The sequence below is a fragment of the Undibacterium sp. Ji83W genome (genome assembly GCF_049340385.1).
Classification (GTDB): Bacteria; Pseudomonadota; Gammaproteobacteria; order Burkholderiales; family Burkholderiaceae_D; genus Undibacterium.
Map to the genome: position 1 here is coordinate 1 of NZ_JBMPOZ010000006.1, position 20,034 is coordinate 20,034.

15 protein-coding genes are annotated in these 20,034 nt (G+C 49.9%); 7 read left to right on the forward strand and 8 right to left on the reverse strand.

Features of this window, described 5'->3' with window-relative positions:
- The first annotated feature begins 867 nt into the window (after positions 1 to 867).
- Positions 868 to 1,788 (forward strand): cation diffusion facilitator family transporter, encoded by a 921-nt coding sequence (locus ACO0LD_RS11945; RefSeq protein WP_423006973.1) that lies wholly within the window; start codon positions 868 to 870, stop codon positions 1,786 to 1,788.
- 36 nt (positions 1,789 to 1,824) lie between these two features.
- Here ACO0LD_RS11945 and ACO0LD_RS11950 read toward each other — a convergent pair whose 3' ends face one another.
- From ACO0LD_RS11950 to ACO0LD_RS11970, 5 genes are all read right to left on the reverse strand, one after another.
- Positions 1,825 to 4,611 carry a DUF1631 family protein gene (locus tag ACO0LD_RS11950; RefSeq protein WP_423006975.1) on the reverse strand — a complete coding sequence of 929 codons (2,787 nt, stop codon included), beginning with the start codon at positions 4,609 to 4,611 and terminating at the stop codon, positions 1,825 to 1,827.
- 121 nt (positions 4,612 to 4,732) lie between these two features.
- On the reverse strand, positions 4,733 to 7,372 hold the full coding sequence (locus ACO0LD_RS11955; RefSeq protein WP_423006977.1) for a DNA topoisomerase III: 2,640 nt from the start codon (positions 7,370 to 7,372) through the stop codon (positions 4,733 to 4,735).
- Between the two features lie 167 nt (positions 7,373 to 7,539).
- The gene (locus ACO0LD_RS11960; RefSeq protein ID WP_423006979.1) at positions 7,540 to 8,004 is read right to left on the reverse strand and encodes a DUF494 family protein; all 465 of its coding nucleotides are present in this window, start codon (positions 8,002 to 8,004) and stop codon (positions 7,540 to 7,542) included.
- A gap of 64 nt (positions 8,005 to 8,068) precedes the next feature.
- On the reverse strand, positions 8,069 to 9,145 hold the full coding sequence (dprA, locus tag ACO0LD_RS11965; RefSeq protein ID WP_423007461.1) for a DNA-processing protein DprA: 1,077 nt from the start codon (positions 9,143 to 9,145) through the stop codon (positions 8,069 to 8,071).
- A gap of 45 nt (positions 9,146 to 9,190) precedes the next feature.
- On the reverse strand, positions 9,191 to 10,288 hold the full coding sequence (locus ACO0LD_RS11970) for a LysM peptidoglycan-binding domain-containing protein (RefSeq protein WP_423006981.1): 1,098 nt from the start codon (positions 10,286 to 10,288) through the stop codon (positions 9,191 to 9,193).
- 161 nt (positions 10,289 to 10,449) lie between these two features.
- Here ACO0LD_RS11970 and def point away from each other — a divergent pair, with 161 nt between their 5' ends.
- The 4 genes from def (at position 10,450) to ACO0LD_RS11990 (ending at position 13,388) form a co-directional block, all read left to right on the forward strand.
- Complete coding sequence (def, locus tag ACO0LD_RS11975) at positions 10,450 to 10,974, forward strand: peptide deformylase (RefSeq protein WP_423006983.1); 525 nt, start codon at positions 10,450 to 10,452, stop codon at positions 10,972 to 10,974.
- Entirely contained in the window at positions 10,974 to 11,930 is a 957-nt protein-coding gene (fmt, locus tag ACO0LD_RS11980) for a methionyl-tRNA formyltransferase (RefSeq protein WP_423006985.1), read from the forward strand. Before def ends, fmt begins: the two co-directional genes overlap by 1 nt.
- A gap of 208 nt (positions 11,931 to 12,138) precedes the next feature.
- Positions 12,139 to 12,816, forward strand: a complete 678-nt coding sequence (locus tag ACO0LD_RS11985) for a hypothetical protein (protein ID WP_423006987.1) — start codon at positions 12,139 to 12,141, stop codon at positions 12,814 to 12,816.
- On the forward strand, positions 12,816 to 13,388 hold the full coding sequence (locus tag ACO0LD_RS11990) for a FlgO family outer membrane protein (RefSeq protein ID WP_423006989.1): 573 nt from the start codon (positions 12,816 to 12,818) through the stop codon (positions 13,386 to 13,388). The genes ACO0LD_RS11985 and ACO0LD_RS11990 overlap by 1 nt, the downstream gene beginning before the upstream one ends.
- Positions 13,389 to 13,481: 93 nt before the next feature.
- Here ACO0LD_RS11990 and nhaR read toward each other — a convergent pair whose 3' ends face one another.
- Positions 13,482 to 14,393 carry a transcriptional activator NhaR gene (nhaR, locus tag ACO0LD_RS11995; RefSeq protein WP_423006991.1) on the reverse strand — a complete coding sequence of 304 codons (912 nt, stop codon included), beginning with the start codon at positions 14,391 to 14,393 and terminating at the stop codon, positions 13,482 to 13,484.
- Between the two features lie 208 nt (positions 14,394 to 14,601).
- Here nhaR and ACO0LD_RS12000 point away from each other — a divergent pair, with 208 nt between their 5' ends.
- Entirely contained in the window at positions 14,602 to 15,285 is a 684-nt protein-coding gene (locus ACO0LD_RS12000; RefSeq protein ID WP_423006993.1) for a Bax inhibitor-1/YccA family protein, read from the forward strand.
- A 3-nt stretch (positions 15,286 to 15,288) separates the two neighbouring features.
- Entirely contained in the window at positions 15,289 to 16,245 is a 957-nt protein-coding gene (locus ACO0LD_RS12005) for a TerC family protein (RefSeq protein WP_423006995.1), read from the forward strand.
- A gap of 75 nt (positions 16,246 to 16,320) precedes the next feature.
- Here the strand turns inward: ACO0LD_RS12005 and ACO0LD_RS12010 are convergent, their stop codons facing one another.
- Positions 16,321 to 18,627, reverse strand: a complete 2,307-nt coding sequence (locus ACO0LD_RS12010) for a DUF4214 domain-containing protein (protein ID WP_423006997.1) — start codon at positions 18,625 to 18,627, stop codon at positions 16,321 to 16,323.
- 285 nt (positions 18,628 to 18,912) lie between these two features.
- Complete coding sequence (locus ACO0LD_RS12015) at positions 18,913 to 19,548, reverse strand: response regulator (protein WP_423006999.1); 636 nt, start codon at positions 19,546 to 19,548, stop codon at positions 18,913 to 18,915.
- Positions 19,549 to 20,034 lie beyond the last annotated feature (486 nt).

Sequence of the window (20,034 nt, forward strand, 5' to 3'; positions counted from 1 at the left end):
ACATTTATTGACTGTTAATTGTTAAAGAACCAAATTCTTTTCTACCCTGCCAGACCGTCTTCCGATCCAGCTTTGCGTCGCAGCGTTGTGTGCGTCAGCAGCAGAGAAACGAGATTATGAAGCACTTTACTTACCCTGTCAACACCTGCAACTCACTTCGTTTTGTTTCGCTCTTTCGAACGACTTAAACTGTTGCGCGGCATTCACAGCACCAGATCTTTCCGCAGCTTCTACTTCTCCGCTCAATCTCCAGCTTTGCTTCACTTTCTTCGCCCCGCTCTTCAGCGGGATGCGAACTATAGCAAACTATCTCCCTACTTTGCAAGACCCTGGCGTAAATTATTTAGGGAATTCTTGGGGGAGGCTTATCTGGGGGCGACGACGGTTAATTTTGTAGGGTGCGCCATGCGCACCGCTCTTTGGTGGGCCGTGTACTGCTTCTTTACTACTTATAGGTGCAAAACATCCGCTGTATATATAAGGTGCGGGAACGGTGCGCACGGCGCACCCTACAGCCCTGGTATTTGGCGTCTGTCCTGGTTGCCTGCTTCGCCGTTCATTGACGTACGGCGCTGGGCTCCTGCATGCGCAGGAGCGACGGGTCGGGGGCTATCTATATAGCGCTCATTTCGCCTATCGACCGAAACCCATCCCCATCCCTGCCTTCCCCTTGAAGGGGAAGGAGTTTTACGGCTTTGCGACATGCCTGCATCACCTCATGGCTGAAAGAATTTATCGGGACAAACAGCCCTCTACATATGTATCCACCAAAAACAAATTCTGCAAAGGCAAACATTCAGAATGCCTGATTGATTATTTGCAGAGAAATCAAGTATGGTTAGGTTTTTCTCACTTTTAATTATTCTCATGTCTGCGAATTCAGAAGGTTCTACCAAGGCGATTTTTTATGCGCTGGGTGCCAATGGTGGTATTGCCCTGGCTAAATTTGGCGCGGCTATCTTTACATCGTCGGGGGCCATGCTGGCGGAGGCTATTCATTCCACGGCGGATTGTATTAATCAAATCTTTTTGCTGGTAGGGATAAAAGAAGCGAAGCGCGCGCCAGATGCTTCTCACCCTATGGGGTATGGGCGGGTGGTTTATTTCTGGGCCATGATGGTGGCCTTGCTGTTGTTCTTTTTGGGTGGCGCGTTTTCTGTACTGGAAGGTGTAGAGCGCCTGAAGCATCCTGAGCCGCTGAAGAACCCGATGGTGGCGCTGGTGGTACTGGGCATCTCCGTCGCCCTGGAAGCATTTTCACTGTATGGGGCGATGGTGGAGATACGCAAAATATCTGGCGGCAAGAATTTTTTCCACTGGTTCCGCGAAACCCGTCAGTCTGAATTGATGGTGGTGGCGGGCGAAGATATCGCTGCCCTGGCTGGGCTGGCTGTAGCTTTTGTTGCAGTGGTGTTGTCGGTGGTGACTGGTAACCCGATCTGGGATGCGATTGGCTCTATCGTCGTGGGCATACTCTTGATGGCGGTGGCATTTTTTGTCATCAGGGAAGTCAAGGCGATGATTACCGGCGAGTCTGCTGCACCGGAAGTGAATGAGGCGATACGTGCACATATAGAGAACCATCCACACGTCGATCACGTCATCAATTTGATCACCCTGCAATGGGGTGATCAATTAATGATCGCGGTACAGGCAAAAATGCGTCCACAGGGTTCGGATCAGGCGCTGATTGCTGCCATCAATGAAGTGGAAGATGGCATACAAAGCAACTGGCCACAAGCGAAGTGGTGTTTTTTTGAGCCAGACCTGGATAGTACTGACGACTAGAAAATCTCAGTTGATGAATCTGGTATGGGCGGTTTTTTAAACCCGCACATTATCAACTTCATCAGCGGACTTGAGCAGGGTGTGGATGGCGCGTTCAAACAGGGGTTCATCTTCAATAAAGCGCAGCTTGCCTGATTCCAGCAATTCACACAGCACACGTATGCTGAGTACGGCAGGGAAATCATCCCCTTTCATGCTCAGCACGACATAAATCAAATTCGGGTCTACCCAACGCAGACAAGCCTTGGCATTCAGCTTTTCGGTTTTTATATCAATCAGCGCACCGCAGACGATACGTTCAAGATAAGCCGGATTGAGTTCAGGCTCAGCCGGGGTATCAACAGCAATCACACCTTCAGCAGGCGGGACTTGTTTCTGGACTTCTTTATCCAGCATCCTGGTCCGCAAACCCAATTCACCAAACACACCTAGCTGATACAACTCCCTGGCAAATTCATAATGATGGACTTCGGAATGCTCTATCGTATCTGGCTGATTAGTGAATTGTTCAAAACGCTCATGCATGGCAGGCAGACTCAAGCCCTGCGGCTTTTTGCTGTCGGCTGGCGGGCGCAAGGCTTTGGAATGTGCTTCAGCCAGCCAGTTCAAGAGCTTCTGCTGTCTTGGTTTTTCCAGTTCCATCAAGTCCATGCCATGCCGCAAGGTTCCTACCATGTTTGGCAACATGGATGACAGCAAGTTCCTGTCGTCATTATCCAGCTTGGGGAAGACACTCCATAGCAAGTCAGGCACCAGCAGGCGATAACGTCTGGCAAGCAAGGCATCGGTTCTTTCCGCCACCTCTATCGCCCTGACCCATTCTTTCCTGAGGAAGCTGCGGAAAGACATCTCCACATTAACTTTTGGCATGGCTTTAGTGATCGCCACCGCAATACAGGCAAAACGCATGAAGCGGATTTCTGCTTCACCCAGGGCTTTTACGGTACGGTGTATGTGCTGATTATTGGTACGTAATTCACGGGAAATAAAGGTTTCAAACCTGTTTTGTATGCGTGAAAACAATTCTGGTACTTCGCTATCGTGCCGCATGAGTGTCTTGATGATGCGGGCAATTTCTTCAGTAACATGGTTATCAATATCACCGATTTGCTGGGCGCTGTAGGCAATGGAACAAATCCGGTTCAACAAAAGGCGGGCCGGATGTTTGTTGTCACTCAGCAGGTTTTTTTCTTTCAGCGCCAGTTGCAGTATCAGGAATTGCAGGCGCCCCAGGCTGATGCGAGTATTAAATGGTACCAGCTCGTCACACAGCATGACTTCAAACAGCATGGCAACCAGATCGATGGACATCTGCTCTTCAGTGTCTTTCGCCAGACTATATAGGGCGTCCTTTTGCTCGCGTATCAGGTTATGGATTTCACCCTGCTCGTCCTTCATGGATGCACTGTCCGGCACCATGACCTTGTGCATTTGTCCCAGGACTTTGGACAAACCCATGCTCATTTCTGGCGGCAGCGATTGCGCGTCTGCCCTTTGCTTGAGCTGAGCTTCAATATTCTGCAAATGCGAGGCGACCAGGGCGGCTGGCACTTGTATCTGGTCAGAGCTACCTGCGCCTACCGAAGCTGGCAAGCCAGAATGAGCGAATTGACCGGCGCGGCCTTGATTGCCCGCATTAGCTGGGCTGGACGGGGCGTTATCCCTGACGGTGAATGGAATACTGCCATCTGTATGTTTATCCCTGTGCGGACTGACAGGTGCAGTCTCACCAAAAGCCTGCCTCAGGACACCGCCCAATGCGCTGCTGCCAGTCAACCAGGCTGGCCCCGCGCTGGCAGGTGAAGCACCTGGGGACGGCATTCCAGCATAGGGGTTGGATGCTGCAGCCTGCATGCTGCTGGCTGCACTTTGTGCAAGTACGGGAGTGGCCGCCGGCAGAGACAAGGGCTTGCCACGCACAGTCTGAAATAATTGTTCGAGGCGCACACTGGGGCTGGCCATGGTGGTCTGTTGCGCTGCCGGGAATGCGCCCTGGTTTTGTACCTGAGCTTGCCCCTGCGCACCTTGTGCACCCGGAAAAATACCAGCCTGCATAGTGGAATAGCCACCTTGCCCACCTGCTGCTCCGGAACCTCCTGATCCACCTGGCCCACCAGATCCGCCGAAGCCACCCTGCTGCCCAGTGGCCGGATTGCGGGTCTGTTGTGATTCAGGGGCCTTGCTGATCTTGAGTGCCAGATTTGCGCTGATACCCTGGCGTTCCAGTGCGCCATTGGCTGCCTCATAGATACCCGCCATGGTGCCAGCCATGGTTTCGCCCAATTGTTCGATCAGGATGGCTTCAGTATCTGGTACCAGCCTTTGATCTTCAACCGCAAGGAAAATGCAACGCGCCAATAAATAAGGCCGGAAAGGATTTTCCCTTTCGCGTATATCATCCTGCCCAAACAAGATCGCGATACGGATATTCAAATCCAGCAAGGCTTGCCCTGCTTTATCGCGGAAATTCTGCGTCATCTCATTAAAACGCAGCGTCGTCTCAAAGGTCGAAGAATCCAGCAAGGCCAGTTCAGTTGCCTTGCCTAAAGCAGAGGCTGGTCTGAAGGTGCTGTAGGCGGTGGTAATGCTACGGTCCAGTAATTGCATCAGGTGGACAGGCATGGCACGGGAAATGGCATCCCATTTTTCTGGCAGGATGGCGCGCGCATTGACGATGCGACTTTTATCAGCCGAGGAAGTACCGTTGTAATTAGCCTTGGTCAGCAGTGCTTCCAAAGCTTCGGGCAGAATGCCGGGTACTGCATGATTAAATGCATGAGTAAATTCAGCGCGAGCACTGGATAAAGACTCGTTTGCGACCATGTGTACCCTATATCTAAAAAATCACCTTTTAACAATACGCGAAAATGACTGACTCTGCCAGGAAAGTGCCAAATATGACACTTTCCGGCTGGAGTTTACCCTGATTCAGCAGGATAAATGATCAGGCCGCCTTCTTTTTCCTGACTACGGCTTTTTTGGCAGGCGCTGCTTTAGCTGTAGTTGTTGTCTTGGCCCTGGTCACTTTGGTGGCGGCAACTGCAACCGTGGCTTCTGCATCAGGCTCTGCTTTGGCTTTGGATTTGCCAGCCGCTGGGGCTTTGGCCTTGCGCTCTTCAAATTCAAAACTGACCTTGCCATCCTTGCCGCGCACCAGGAAAGCCTTGAATGGGCGACGGGTACGTTGCGAGATAAAGCCAGGCAACAAGTCTGTCTTGCCGTCATTCAGCAATTTACCCATCTGTTCAGGCAGGATTTCTTGCTGCAGGATGATACGGCCACTACGGAAATCACAAGCCTTGGGTTTGGCCATGGACTTTTCGCAGACATAGGCCAGACCCATCTCATACACGCCGTTGCCGCACTTTGGACAAGGTCCTAGTGAAGTTTGTTCAGAAAAATCGACAGGTTCGCCATCTTCACCTTCATCCTGACTCTGGCCAAAATCAAATTCCAGCTTAAGGTTATTGTGGTCAGCATCTGCCACGATCTTCAGGATCGCTGCAAACGGACGTCCCATTTTGGAACGGAAGCCTTGCAGCGGGCCAATTTCACGCTTGGTCAGCAACTCTTCCACTTCGGCCACTTCAAACTGACGGCTACCTGGTGTCTTGCTCATCGAGAATTCGCACTTGGTACAGGCGAAACGGCGATAATTTTCTTTGACCACACCACCACAGTTGGGGCAAGGCGTATGCAAGGTCGCATAGTCGCCAGGGATGGTGTCGTTGTCGTATTCTTTTGCGCGCTTGACGATGATCTGGGTCATCTGGGCAATTTCGCGCATGAATTCTTCACGGCTGATCTTGCCTTTTTCCATTTGCGAGAGTTTGTACTCCCATTCGCCGGTCAGTTCTGGTGAAGTCAATTCATCGACCCCCAGACCACGCAGCAAGGTCATCAACTGGAAAGCTTTGGCGGTAGGCATCATTTCGCGGCCTTCACGCAACAGGTATTTCTCGTTCAGCAAACCCTCAATGATGGCGGCACGGGTGGCTGGTGTACCCAGGCCCTTGCCTGCCATGGCTTCACGCAGGTCACCATCATCGACCAGTTTGCCAGCACCTTCCATGGCGGACAACAGCGTTGCCTCGCTATAGCGGGCAGGTGGTTTGGTGACCAGTGCATTCGCCGTGATCTGGTCAGTCAGGACTTTTTCGCCTTTGGCAACGGCAACCAGCGTGCCTTTGCTTTCGCCATCTACTTTTTCTTCCAGCGCATCCTTGCCATAAATTGCCAGCCAGCCAGCGCTGGTCATGACCTTGCCTTCAGTCTTGAACTGATGGCCGGATACTTCAGTAATGCGGGTAGTCACCTGGAATTCTGCTGACGGGAAAAACACAGCGAGGAAGCGGCGCGTCACCAGGTCATACAGTTTTTGTTCAGGCTCGGACAAATTCTTAGGTGCCAGACCAGTCGGGATGATCGCAAAGTGATCACTGATCTTGGTATTGTCGAAAATACGCTTATTCGGCTTGAGCCAATTGTTCTTCAGGATTTGCGACGCAAACTGATGGTAATTATTGGTTTCTGCTATCGTGCTCAGAGTTTCTTTTATCGTTGGCAGATAATCTTCTGGCAAATGGCGGGAATCGGTACGCGGATACGTCAATACTTTATGTTTTTCATATAAAGCCTGCGCCAGGCCCAGGGTATTTTTGGCAGAAAAGCCAAAGCGCGCATTCGCTTCACGCTGCAAACTGGTCAAGTCAAACAGCGGTGGTGCGATTTGTGTGGCCGGTTTGGATTCTTCGGTAACACTGCCCTGGCGAGTACGGCAAGCGGCCACGACAGATTCTGCAGCAGCCTTGCTCCACAGGCGTTCAGCCCTTTTCTCAGGATCGTGTTCATCTTTCTTGAACTGGTGATCTTGCCAGCGGCCTTCATAAATACCAGCGGCACAAACAAACTCCGCCTTCACTTCCCAATAGTCGCGGGAAACGAATTTTTTGATCTTTTCTTCGCGCTCAACCACGATGGACAAGGTTGGCGTCTGAACGCGCCCAACCGTGGTCAGGTAAAAACCACCTTCCTTGGAGTTGAAGGCGGTCATGGCGCGGGTGCCATTGATACCGATCAGCCAGTCAGCCTCGGAACGGCAGCGCGCTGCATCAGCCAAAGGCATCATTTCTGTATCGCTACGCAGTTTCTGGAAGCCATCACGTATCGCCCCCGTAGTCATGGACTGCAGCCACAGGCGGCTTACTGGTTGCTTGGCTTTGGCATGCTGGGCAATCAGACGGAAAATCAACTCACCTTCGCGGCCCGCGTCACATGCGTTAATCAGGCCAGTGACATCCTTGCGCTTGATCAGCTTGTTCAACACCTTCAAACGCGATTCAGTCTTGGCGATAGGGTTCAGGGCAAAATGCGGCGGTATCATCGGCAAATGAGTGAAACTCCATTTGCCGCGTTTGACATCGTATTCTTCAGGAACTGTGATTTCCAGCAAATGGCCTACTGCGGAAGACAGCACATAATTATCTGATTCAAAATAATCATCATGCTTGGTGAAGCCACCCAGCGCTTTCGCTATGTCATTAGCGACTGAGGGTTTTTCGGCAATGATGAGCGTTTTTGTCATTTCGGGATTCTCGAATAGTGTAAAGCGTGGTTGCCAATGTCTAATAGGCAACATTTCGCAAAATAAGCGTAAGACTAACCTAAATTTGCGGGGAATGATAAACGTGATAGACGAAAAACCGCAATCTAAGCGCGATTTTTGTCATAAAAATTCCATTTAGGAAATGATTAATGCAAAAGCCTGCCCGTGTTGTCGTCATCTGACAACAATAATTCATCGAACATCAGCATGTCAGGCTCGGCGCCCTGGCTCCACAGCATCATTAAAACAATAATGCGCAGTTTGTCCAACGGCAGAGGTGATTCATTGACAACTAATGCCCTCTCAATCACGATTTCGCGTTGATTGGCATTAAGTAATCCGGCAGATTCAAGAAATTGTATAAAACCCAGGGCTGGCGTGCCCAAAGCAACAATTTCCTGTTCAGCATAAATCCTGAAACCCTTGGAAACCGGTGCTGCCGTAGCTGGTTCAGCTGTATTCACAGCCAGCCCCGTCAGCCAGTCCAGCGCTTCGGAAATTTCATCCTCAGGGAAACCAACTGCCGACAATTTTTTAGTCAACGCCGCCGTGTCAGGACAGGCATCCGGACGGTAATAGGTTTCGTAGAGGTAAACAAGAATATCAAACATGCTGCTACTGTAGCCTTTGCAGCGATTTCAAACAAGCCCCTGCAAATTTGTTAACAGATATCAATCAGGCAAGCCGACGGTAATAACCACCCGGCAAAGCTTCCAGTTGTCCGCTTAATTCCAGCGTTAATAACTCTGTTGTCAGGCTGGCGATGTCTATGCCAGTGCGGCCTGCCAGCATATCCATATGTACCGGATCAAAGCTGATTTCTTTTAAGAGGCCAAGGTCAGAAGTTTCCATATTGACTCCGCGGGAATTTTTCTGTGCGGATAAAGTTATCGACTGCAATTGCAATTCTTCCAATATATCCTGCGCAGATTCCACCAGCTTCGCACCTTGGCGGATTAACTGATGGCAACCTTTGGACAAAGGCGAATGAATAGAACCCGGGATGGCAAATACTTCCCGCCCCTGTTCCGCCGCCATGCGGGCGGTGATCAGGGAACCAGATTGCGCTGCAGCCTCAACCACCAATACTCCCTTCGCCAGGCCCGAGATAATGCGGTTGCGACGGGGGAAATTTGGTGCCAGTGCCGGCGTACCAAGTGAGTATTCACTGACAATGCAACCGCCATCCGCAATCAGATGTGCCAGATTCCGGTTACGTGCAGGGTAGACAATATCGGCACCTGTGCCTATGACCGCAATGGTGGAACCTGGGCCACGCAATGCCCCCTGATGGGCGGCGGCATCGATGCCAGCGGCCAGACCTGAGCTGATACATAGCCCGGCATTACTTAAGGATTCGGAAAATTGTTCGGCATTACGTATGCCTTGCACGGTGGCATTGCGGCTGCCAACTACGGCAACCGTGGCTGCATCCAGCAATTCCGCACGGCCTTTGATATACAACATCAATGGTGGATCGGGGATTTCCAGCAGAGAACGTGGATAGTCTGCATCCGCTAGTGTCAGGACCAGATTATCTGGCTGTTCTTGCCAGGCCAGGGTCTTGTCCAGTTGCTGCTGGAAGTCGGGGGGAATAGTCAGCAAGGCCTTGGCCAGTCTTGCCGTGACTACTTCACTGAGGGCAGCATGAGTGGCCGCAAAAATCTGTTCAGGCAGGCCGAATACGGCAAGCAAACGCCTTGCAGACTCATTGCCCACACCTGGCGTTTGCTCCAGTCTCAACCAGGCCATCAAATCCTGGTGCACATCCAAACCCGGCTCCATTACCGAGCAGAACTATCTTGGCGATTTGGCTGCGTCACCGACTTTGACTATATCTTTTACCTGCATGATAAGGCCGTAGGACACATTATTGAATACGCGGAAAATAAACAAATCGCCAATAGGTTCATCAGGCAATTTAATTGATTTATTAGCATCAGTCTTATCCTGTATCACTCTGCCATAGTTATACAAAGTCAATACGGTACCAATATTCAAACCATCGTTCTTGCCACGATTGATAGAAACGATCTGGTTCTGGCCTGCAGACCCTACACCGCCATAGACAGACACAATGCGTGCATCAACGTCTTCTTTAGGTGGATGCGGTACATAGCTCAAAATTGGAGAAGGAGGAATAGGCATCAGACGGTCACCTACCGCCATTTCCTGCTTGGATCTGACAACAGAGAAAGTATGTACATCGCTCTCGTCATTCCCCTCACGTTCCAGCTTAACGGTACCGAGATACACGGCCTCATAAGCGATAACAGTCTTTGTGACGGGATCAAGCAAAGGTGTACCAGGACGGAAAACCTGGAAGGAAGTACCACCGTCGAGTTCGCCCCGGACATAAGCCTGTTCATTCAAGCCCAGATTGACGCGACCTTCCTTGGTAGCAATAATGCGTGGTGCGACAGCCAGATCATCGTCTTCCAGGATCAAAGGCTGGGACAGGAAAGGTTCTATCACGGATGCCGGAATGGCAGGAATGGCATTCTCGCCCAAACCCTGGACGCGTGATTTTGGATTCCACTTGACTGTCGGCACACCGCCTGGGTTACCAAGACGCAAGCGACCGTTGACGCGGTCAAAATAAACGATCTGACCAGGATAAATCCAGTGCGGGTTCTTGATATCGTCCTGGTTCATGCCCCAGACTACCGGCCAGCACCAGGGATTTTTCAGGAACATGCTAGCTATGCCCCAAAGCGTATCCCCCTTGACGACGACATGCTTGTCAGGTGCTTCTGGCAAGAATTCGCACTTGGTTTTGCTGGCAACAACTTGCGCCTGTGCCGTGGTTGCCTGTCCACCAGCCGCAAGCGCCCCAGTAGAAATCAGAGGAAGACTGACAGCGAAGATAGAGGCGATTGTGCTAAACTTTTTCATGAATAATATCCGATGCAAAATACTGCAATACCGCAAGTGAAGGCGCGCAGGCAGGCGCAATCTTGCAAAACTTGCCAAATTGAATCAAATTCTGCCCATAAATCCTTGAACTAGCAAGAAAAACTGCGCAATAAGCATCAAAGCTTGTTGTGAAAAGTCTTATGACGATACTAAATATACTGCGCTACCCCGACGCGCGCCTCCATAAAGTGGCAAAACCGGTAACACAATTTGATGAACGCCTGAAAACTCTGGTGGCCGATATGGCAGCAACCATGTACGACGCTCCCGGTGTCGGCCTGGCCGCTTCCCAGGTCGATGTGCACGAGCAACTAGTGGTCATTGATGTGTCAGAAACCAATGACCAGTTGCAAGTTTTCATCAACCCCGAAATACTTTGGGCCAGTGAAGAACGCAAGGTTTATGACGAAGGCTGTCTGTCTGTACCCGGCATTTATGACGGTGTGGAACGCCCTGCCGAAGTCAAAGTGCGTGCCCTCGATGCTGATGGCAAGCCTTTCGAGTTGCATGCAACTGACTTGCTGGCAGTATGCATCCAACATGAAATGGATCATCTAAAAGGCAAGGTATTTGTTGAATACCTGTCGCCCATGAAGCGCAACCGCATCAAGACCAAGATGCTGAAAGAAGAACGCGAAGAACAGCGCAAGCGGGCTGAACGCTAATGCGCGTCATCTTTGCCGGCACCCCGGAATTTGCCGCTACCGCACTGCAAGCCATCCATGCGGCAGGATTTGAAGTACCTCTGGTACTGACACAGCCTGACCGCCCGGCAGGCCGCGGCATGCAATTGCATGCATCTGCCGTTAAACAATTTGCCTTGCAACACGGAATACCGGTAGCACAGCCGCAATCGCTGCGCCTGGATGGCAAGTATCCTGACATTGCCAGAGAAGCGCATGATTTACTCAACAGCACGCCGCATGATGTCATGGTGGTTGCTGCGTATGGCCTGATTTTGCCAACCTCAGTATTAGATATACCGCGCCTTGGTTGCCTGAATATACATGGCTCGCTGTTGCCGCGCTGGCGTGGTGCTGCCCCTATCCATAGAGCGATAGAAGCAGGCGACACCGAGACTGGCATCACCATCATGCAAATGGAAGAAGGCCTGGATACCGGCCCCATGTTGCTAAAGCAAAGTATAGCCATCACCGATGCAGATACGACGGGCATACTGCATGACAAACTTGCGGCTATGGGTGGCGAAATGATTGTTGCTATTTTGCAACAATTGGAAAATGGCGCCCTCACGGCGACCATCCAGCCCGAGACTGGTGTCAATTACGCCTCCAAGATCAGTAAAGAAGAAGCCGGCCTGGACTTCAACTTGCCTGCAGAGGTACTGGCAAGAAAAATACTCGCCTTCAATCCCTTCCCTGGCACCCATGCTCAACATGCAGAAACCACCATTAAAATCTGGGGCGCGAAGCTGCTTGAAACAACTAGTAACCATAAACCCGGGCAAATACTATCGGCGAATGCAGAGCAAGGTGTTATCGTTGCCTGTGGTCAAGGCTCGCTCAGCTTGATCGAATTGCAAAAACCCGGTGGAAAACGACTTTTGGCAACAGATTTCCTACAAGGTTTCGCTTTAAAAGAGGGACATTTTTTTAGCTAGCTGAAAAAAATGAAGCAAAAAAGCTACAACTTTCCTTAATAAACAGTGGTCTGTACATGATATCTGCGGGAATAGTTCAATTAATGCCTTGCTGCAAGCAAAATCTTTGTTGCCTGCCGCTACTTGTTGTATTCTCTTACACTGAATTATTGCCATTTTCGTTTTCGATAACAAAAACTCTGACTAAGACCTAAAAAAAGGTGAGCTCATGAAGAAATTTCTTCCCATTGCCCTGGCAGCCGCGCTGTTGGCAGGTTGTGCAACTCCATACAGTGAAACGCCCTTAGCAGGCAATTTCCCGACGACGACGCAAAACAAATTGCAAGCGGCGTCGCACTGGCTCGTCATCGCGAAAGATGTAGCAGAGCAAATCAAACTCGGAACTGACAAGATAGGCGCACCGGTTTACATCATGCCGCCAGAAAAAGATAGCCAGTTCACTCAGGCTTTCTACAATCAGATCATTACTTCCCTGGTCAATCAGGGCGTAGTTGTCAGAAAAATCAATGACAGTACAACCCAGGTTGTCAACATTGAAACCCAACTGGTGCGTTTCTCGCCTGATCGTCATCAAAACAAACGCTTTACCAGCGTAACTGCGATTGGTGTTGGCATTGCTGCCGTACATGGTCTGGGTATACCTGTCAGGACTGATGCAGTTCTGGGTGGCCTGGCTCTGGCGGGTGCGTATGACTGGACCAACTGGGTTAATCAGGAATATGCAAAAGGCCGTACGCCTATGCATGAGCTGATAGTGACCACTTCTTTGGTTAAAAATTCACAATATATCGCCCGTCGTACTGATGCTTACTATGTCGCAGACTGGGATTGGACACTTTACAATAAAGACACTGATTTCAACTTCCGTGTCGTTGGGGGTCAATAATGATGAAAAGTGCAGCTCTCGTCATCGCTTCCGCTATTGCACTCAGTGCTTGTGCCAATCTGGGTCTGGGTAATACCCCGCCACCAGCGGCCGCATCTCCGGTTCCAACCTGGAAAGATGCTGAGGCCAATGAATTCATCCCGGCTAATCAGCGTGCAGCAAATACACTGATCAATAATGCTGGTTTGAAACTTGATCAGTCGCGTCCATTGATTATTGCTACTCTTGCCAATATCAACTTCCTCGAAGAGTCTTCTACATTTGGCCGCATCGTTGCTGAACATATTTCGGGTCAGTTCACCCATCGTGACTACAAAATGGTGGAAATGAAATTCCGCGACAAAGTTTTCATGAAGCAAAATGTTGGCGAATTGCTGCTGACACGTGAAATCAAGGACGTGGCCCAGAATCATAGCGCCCAGGCGGTCATCGTCGGTACTTATGCCGAAAGTGACAAACTGGTCTTTGTGAATTTGAAACTGGTCAGACCTAGCGACAATACCGTGATCAGCTCTGTTGATTATGCTATCCCTATGGATAAAAATATCAAGACTCTGTTGGGTCGTCGATAATCCAGACTTGCAGACCGGGTTCCGGTTTCTGCATAAAGGCTAAAAAGCGACAGCGCATGCTGTCGCTTTTTTATACTTGTCTTTAAGACTGTGTCATTCATCGCCCATCGCAAACAAATCACCACGGGCAGCCCGGCTGATAGCAAGCACCGCCGGATGAGTCAATTTACGCTGTACTGAGATGGCATAAAACTGCTCCCTGATTTCATCAGTCTGCCCCAGCAACTGCACGTCATACTGGCGCATGACCAAATCAGCAACGACCGTTGGTGCTGCAAAAAACCCGGCTCCTGCCTGACCAAAAGCGCTCATGAGTGCACTGTCATCAAACTCACCGGCAATACGCGGATGCAAACCCTGATGATCAAACCATTGCAATAAACGAGCGCGCAGGGCCGCGTCTTCCCCCGGTAACAAAAACGGTGCCGCTTCCAGGTTCTGGGGGAATGTTTGTGGATATTGCTCCAGCAAGGCCTTGGTGGCAAAAAAACTGATACCGCATTCACCAAGCTGGTGGCTATAACCGCGCACGTTGGCACTGGCAGGCATGGGGCTATCTGACATGACAACATCGAGCTTATGGGTCGCCAGGTCAGCCAGCAAGACTTCCAGCTTGCCTTCGCGGCAATTAATGCGCAAGGTTTGCGGCAACTTCAGGGCTGGTTCCAGCAAGCGGTAAGCCAGGGTCTTGGGCAAGGCATCAGATACACCCACTCTTAACTGCACAGTGCGTGCCGTAGGTCTATGGTGCAAGACCTCTTCCAGCTCTTGTCCAAGGGCAAAAATATCATCGGCATAACTTAACACCAGATGTCCTGCCTCGGTCAATTCCAGATTACGCCCGGTTTTGCGGAACAAAGCCTCGCCCTGGATTTCTTCAAACAGGCTCAACTGCCCACTAATGGTTTGCGGTGTCAGGTGTAACTGCTCGCTGGCACGGGCAATACTGCCAGCCTTGGCCACCATCCAGAAATAATGCAAATGCTTGTAGTTAAGGCTGGGCATATGATTTTGGTTGATTTGATTGTGGTCTATTCGGTTCTGGTCTATTCGATTCTAGCCAATTTGATAATACATCGTCTTTTTCGATCTTTTTCTCAATTATATTCGACTTTTCTTGTTTATCTTCAGGACCTACACTAGCTCTACCTTCTGTTGCGAAGGTGAAGCCATTTTGCATAGATGCGTGGCTTCAACATTTCAGGAGAAAAGCATGAAAATCTTGAGTCGTTCTGCCAGTGATGCACAAACCGTCGCCTATAGAGACAGCAATGTCAGTGCCGGCCATAAAGTCTTGCGCAATACTTATCTGTTGTTGTCCATGACACTGCTGTTTTCAGCAATGACTGCGGCAGCAACCATTGCCTTCAATATTCCAGGTCCGGGCTTCTTGCTGACGCTGGTTGGTTATTTTGGCCTGCTATTTGCGACCACTAAATTGCAAAACAGCGGCTGGGGTATTGCCTCCGTATTTGCCCTGACCGGTTTCATGGGTTACACCCTGGGCCCAATGCTGACACGTTATCTGGGTATGCCAGGCGGCACCGGCATCGTGATGACAGCCATGGCCATGACCGGTTTGATTTTCATGGGCTTGTCTGCTTATGTACTGGTCAGCAAACGTGATTTCAGTTTCATGGCGGGCTTTTTGATGGTGGGTATGCTGGTAGCTTTTGTTGCCAGCCTGGGCGCGATTTTCTTCCAGATCCCTGCACTGTCCCTGACGATTTCTGCCGTCATGGTCTTGTTGATGTCGGGCATGATCCTGTTCGAGACCAGCAACATCATTCACGGTGGTGAAACCAATTACATCATGGCGACTGTCAGCCTGTACGTCACCATCTTTAACCTGTTCACCAGCCTCTTGCACTTGCTAGGCTTTATTGAGAAAGAATAAGAAATGATCCATTCCGTCGCTCAGCCCTGGATGTGGGCAGTATTTATCGCTTTTGTTTTACTCATGTTGGCAATCGACGTGCTGGCCCTTGGTGGTTCGCGCGCCCATAAAGTCAGCGTCAGGGAAGCGGCGGCATGGTCTATCGTCTGGGTCAGTCTGGCCTTGCTATTCGATTTTGGCCTGTGGATATATTTATCAGACACGGTTGGCCGCGAAGTGGCTACGGCCAAGGCCATGGAATTCTTGACTGGTTATGTCATAGAAAAATCCCTGTCGGTCGACAATGTATTTGTCTTCTTGCTGATCTTTGGTCACTTTGCGGTGCCACCCCAATACCAGCGCAAGGTTTTGCTGTACGGCGTGCTGGGTGCCATCATCATGCGCATTATCATGATATTGGCCGGTAGCTGGGTGGTCGCGCAATTCTCATGGGTGCTGTATCTGTTTGGTATTTTCTTGCTGGTCACAGGCATGCGCATGCTGGTAGCAGCTGAACAGGAACCTGACCTTGAAGCTAACCCGATCTTGCGCCTGGCGAAAAAACTGCTGCCTTTCACCAAAGAGTTTCATGAAGAAAAATTCAGCATCAAGGAAAACGGCAAGCGCTTTTTCACGCCCTTGTTCCTGGTGTTGATCCTGATAGAAATATCTGACGTGATTTTTGCAGTGGATTCCATACCTGCGATCTTTGCTGTGACGACTGACCCGTTCATCGTGTTCACATCAAATATCTTTGCCATCATGGGCTTGCGTGCACTGTATTTCTTGCTGGCAGATATGGCAGACCGCTTCCATTTGCTGAAATTCGGCCTGGCTTTTGTGCTGATGTTTGTCGGTATCAAGATGCTGATAGTGAAGTGGATGCACGTACCAACCAGCGTCTCACTGATTGTTATAGGTCTCCTGCTAGGCAGCTCGATTATTGCCAGCCTGTTCACCAGCCGGAAAAAAGCTGACTGAGCACCAAACCACTCCACTTACTTACGATTCCCCTTGGCACATCACAGCAAGACCGTGATGTGCTTTTTTTATTGGCTAGCCTAGTCCCGCATTTGCTACCTGAGGTGCTTGTCCTATGATGAGCAGTGGCGCAGCATCTGCAACATTGAGCAACTGGATATGCGCATCATCAACAGCCGATGATGCTGTGAAATTGCTGGTCAAATACGGGTTATTCACGCTTTCTACAAAGTTACCATTCCTGTCAACGAGCAGTACGGAAACCACGCCACCAGATTTCAACAATGTTTGCAACTGCAACGCGTCTGACGTGCCGAGGTTAAAATCAACCGTGGTATCCGATATTCCGATAACGTCATCTTTAGCGACAATCTTGCCATTAATTTTTAAGTACGCTGTGCTGTCGAAATATTGGAACCCAGGCGAAATCGTTGCTGTCACCAATAAATTGGTCGTTGAACTATTGAGCGTGTTTTTCTCCACATTGACACCCAAAGGCGTCAGTACGATATTGGTCGCTGGAGTGCCATTGACATCATATCTGGTCAAGAACATATCTGGCGTGGACAAGGAAATGCTGGATGAATATCCCGCTGCATTTGTCATCACCAAACTGAGGTTATTCTTTGTCCAGTAATCAGTATAAACCTGCAAACTCATAGCGGTGTCAAATACAAAATCAAGCATATTTGAAGTAGCCGTTATATTGGAAATTTTGGCGATAACTTTTCCATCTTCCCAGATTGCAGCCGTCCCGCCGGTATGCAGACCTGGCGCAATCGGAAATGTGATTTCCCTTATCTGCAAACCCTGGTCAATCGATCCGTATAAAGCACCTGTTCTTGGCAGGACAGGTTTAAATAAACTGGAATCAACGTAAGCACGGCTACCATACTGATTACTTGCAAGAACAGGATTATTCACACTTTCAATCGCATTGCCATTCATGTCAACCATGACAACAGACACAACACCACCATTGTTGATCAAATTCTGTATCTGCACACTATTCACGGCAGTGACGTTAAAATCTACTGATGTATCCGCAGTAGATATGTTGAGATCGGATGCAACTATCTGGCCATTGATTTTCAAAAATGCCTGACTATTCAGGTATTCAAGACTGTTAATCGTTGCCTTCACCAACAACGTACCACTCTTGCTGTCTGTAGAAATGCTGATATTTGTGGCAAGTGTTCCATCCTTGTACTTACCAGCATATTTGATCTTGTAGTCCTTTAACATGGTCGTGCCAGAGTTACCCGCAGCATCTGTCAGGACTATACTCAAGCCACCAAAAGCATTGCTATAAACATCGCTGTACACCTGCTTCATGATCTTTGGATCTATCATGAAATCGAGCATGTCAGCATTGGCAGCAATGCTGCTGACCTTGCCTATCACTACACCATTTTCCATCAGCACCGCTGTCCCTCCGGCATTTTCACCAGGAAGTATCTTGAATTGAATTTCACCGACTCCATAATCCAGGCTAGCTGATGGTTGGATGAACCAGGCCGTCATATAGGTAGCCTTGCTTGGGAGCACGGGCGGCGTCGTGTCGAGTACAACCGTGGTCTGCGCACCTATCTTTCCGGAATTGCCAAAAATGTCGGTCACCTTGACGCCTAATAATTTTGCGCCATCCGGCCCCCAGTTGATTCCTGCCGGAATGTGAATAAGTGCCTTTTGCGAACTCACTTCTGCCGCTGTCAGGATGTGCGTCACCGGAACATAAAATGAACTGTTACCATTCATCAGTTCAAGTGTATACCCTGCTGCTGCCTGCACACCTTTCAGGTCAACAAGCACATCCATCCCGGCAATTCTCTCCGCATTGCTGATACCATTTGCCGCCTCGGTAATCTTGAGCGGCAGACTCGGCACCAGGCTAGGTGGGGCACCGGTTGCAGTCACGCCAGACAAGATGCCACGCATGAGTTCAAATGTATAAGCAGAGCTATACAGATTGGCTTTTTCTACCGTGTTCAGGCTGGCCGTGAAGTTGGCAGAGAAATTAAGTTTATTCTGTATCGTGATACCGTCAAGACTGTCAGGCGTGGCGCCATTCAGGATGGCCAATGCTGCCGTACCCAGATTGACGGCACGCGTGTCAATTTGGGTTGCCCAGTATGTCAGACCAGCCGCATCTGGTGCCCGGCCAAACAGGTTTTTGTACAAGGCCGTGACGACGTCAGCAGTGCTTTTCCCACCATAAGTCGCGACATATTCAACTTGCTCGCTGAATGACTGCGCCAGGCCCGCAAGGGAAATCTTGTTGCCATCCAGCTGCCCTTCCCAGTAAGTCAAACCAGCCACATCGGCGGGACGATTAAAGTAGGCGATATACAGTTTTTGTATGGTGCTGGCGTTAATACCCATGGAGCGGCCTTATTTATATAAAGTTAAAATACGGGGGTGAATTGGGACTCAATTCAAGACTCAATTAAAGAAATGCAGTTCAGGCAGTTTTTCAGACAGCGCAACATCCCCGCCGGAGTAAACGCGGCATGGAAGATGGCATCATGGGTATCAGCCAGGCGGATTGAACATCAGCCAGGGAGCGGGGATGGACTTTCGCCGCAAGGGCAAAATCCTGGCATCAACGTCCCTCAATCTTGTCACTTACATATTGTAACAATTTTTAAGGGTTTTGTAAGTAAGTGCTTAGTGATCCGGCGTGTACAGCCCAAGGCTGCGGGCAGCCAGTACCGCCTGGGTACGGTTGACGACATTCAGCACCCTGAATATCGAGGTCACATGCATTTTCACGGTAATTTCTGCCAATTCAAGACGCAGGCCGATTTCCTTATTGGACAAACCCTGACACAACAGGATCAGGGTTTCTTGCTGCCTCGGTGTCAATGCCAGCAAGGGTTCTTCTTTGTTGGCTTGTTTGCCACGCAAAGTGATCCAGTTAGTTTCAAGTGCTTCATTTGCCAATATCTTGCGTACGACTTCTATCATCAGATCGGTGGATACGGCTTTGGAAATAAAGGCTTTGGCACCGGCACGCAGGGTTGCATCAACCTCGCGCCTGTCGTCGGAAGCAGACACCACGACAATCGCGGCATCTGCATAATGTTTGCGTAGCGAGCAGATGGCTTCTACACCATTCATGCCCGGCAAGCGCAGATCCAGCAAAATCAGGCGCAACCCCACAAGCCCGGACGATTGCGCCAGGGCTTCTTCTGTTGAAGTTACCGCTGCTACATGAGCTGCCCCCAGCAAATGACGCATGAATAGCAGCAAGGCATCGCGGTAGATCGGATGATCTTCAATAATCAGTGCGGAAATTGTCATCTGATTTATTGGCAGGAAGGCAAAAAATGATAGTCGTACACAGACATTACCTTAAATTATTAGTGCAAACAGAATATTGATGCCGCCACTGCAATTCGGCAAGTAAAAACTGTTAATTCGGATATGCCAGGACGCACACCCCTATATCAATCCGACCTCAACCCGACAGCAGGTTCAGCATTTTTTATCATTTCGATTGTCCCTCACTAAGCATTTTGTCATGGTCAAAAACCGACAGGATGCAGGCCAGCCATACCCAAGCCCTTGATTTGACGTATAATTTATGCCTTCTTGCGCCGATTTGAGATTCAGATTGCGGGCGCGTAATAAATGCTGCTAAAAGGATGTTACCCGATCCGCCAGCAGCATGAGCCGATCGGGTTTTTGTTTTCAGGACTTACGCAAAATTGCCCCAGCAGCGTTGCAGCTTCCTAGCCGTACTAAAGTACTGTCTTCGTCGCTGCGCCTTGCTGGAACAATTTTGCA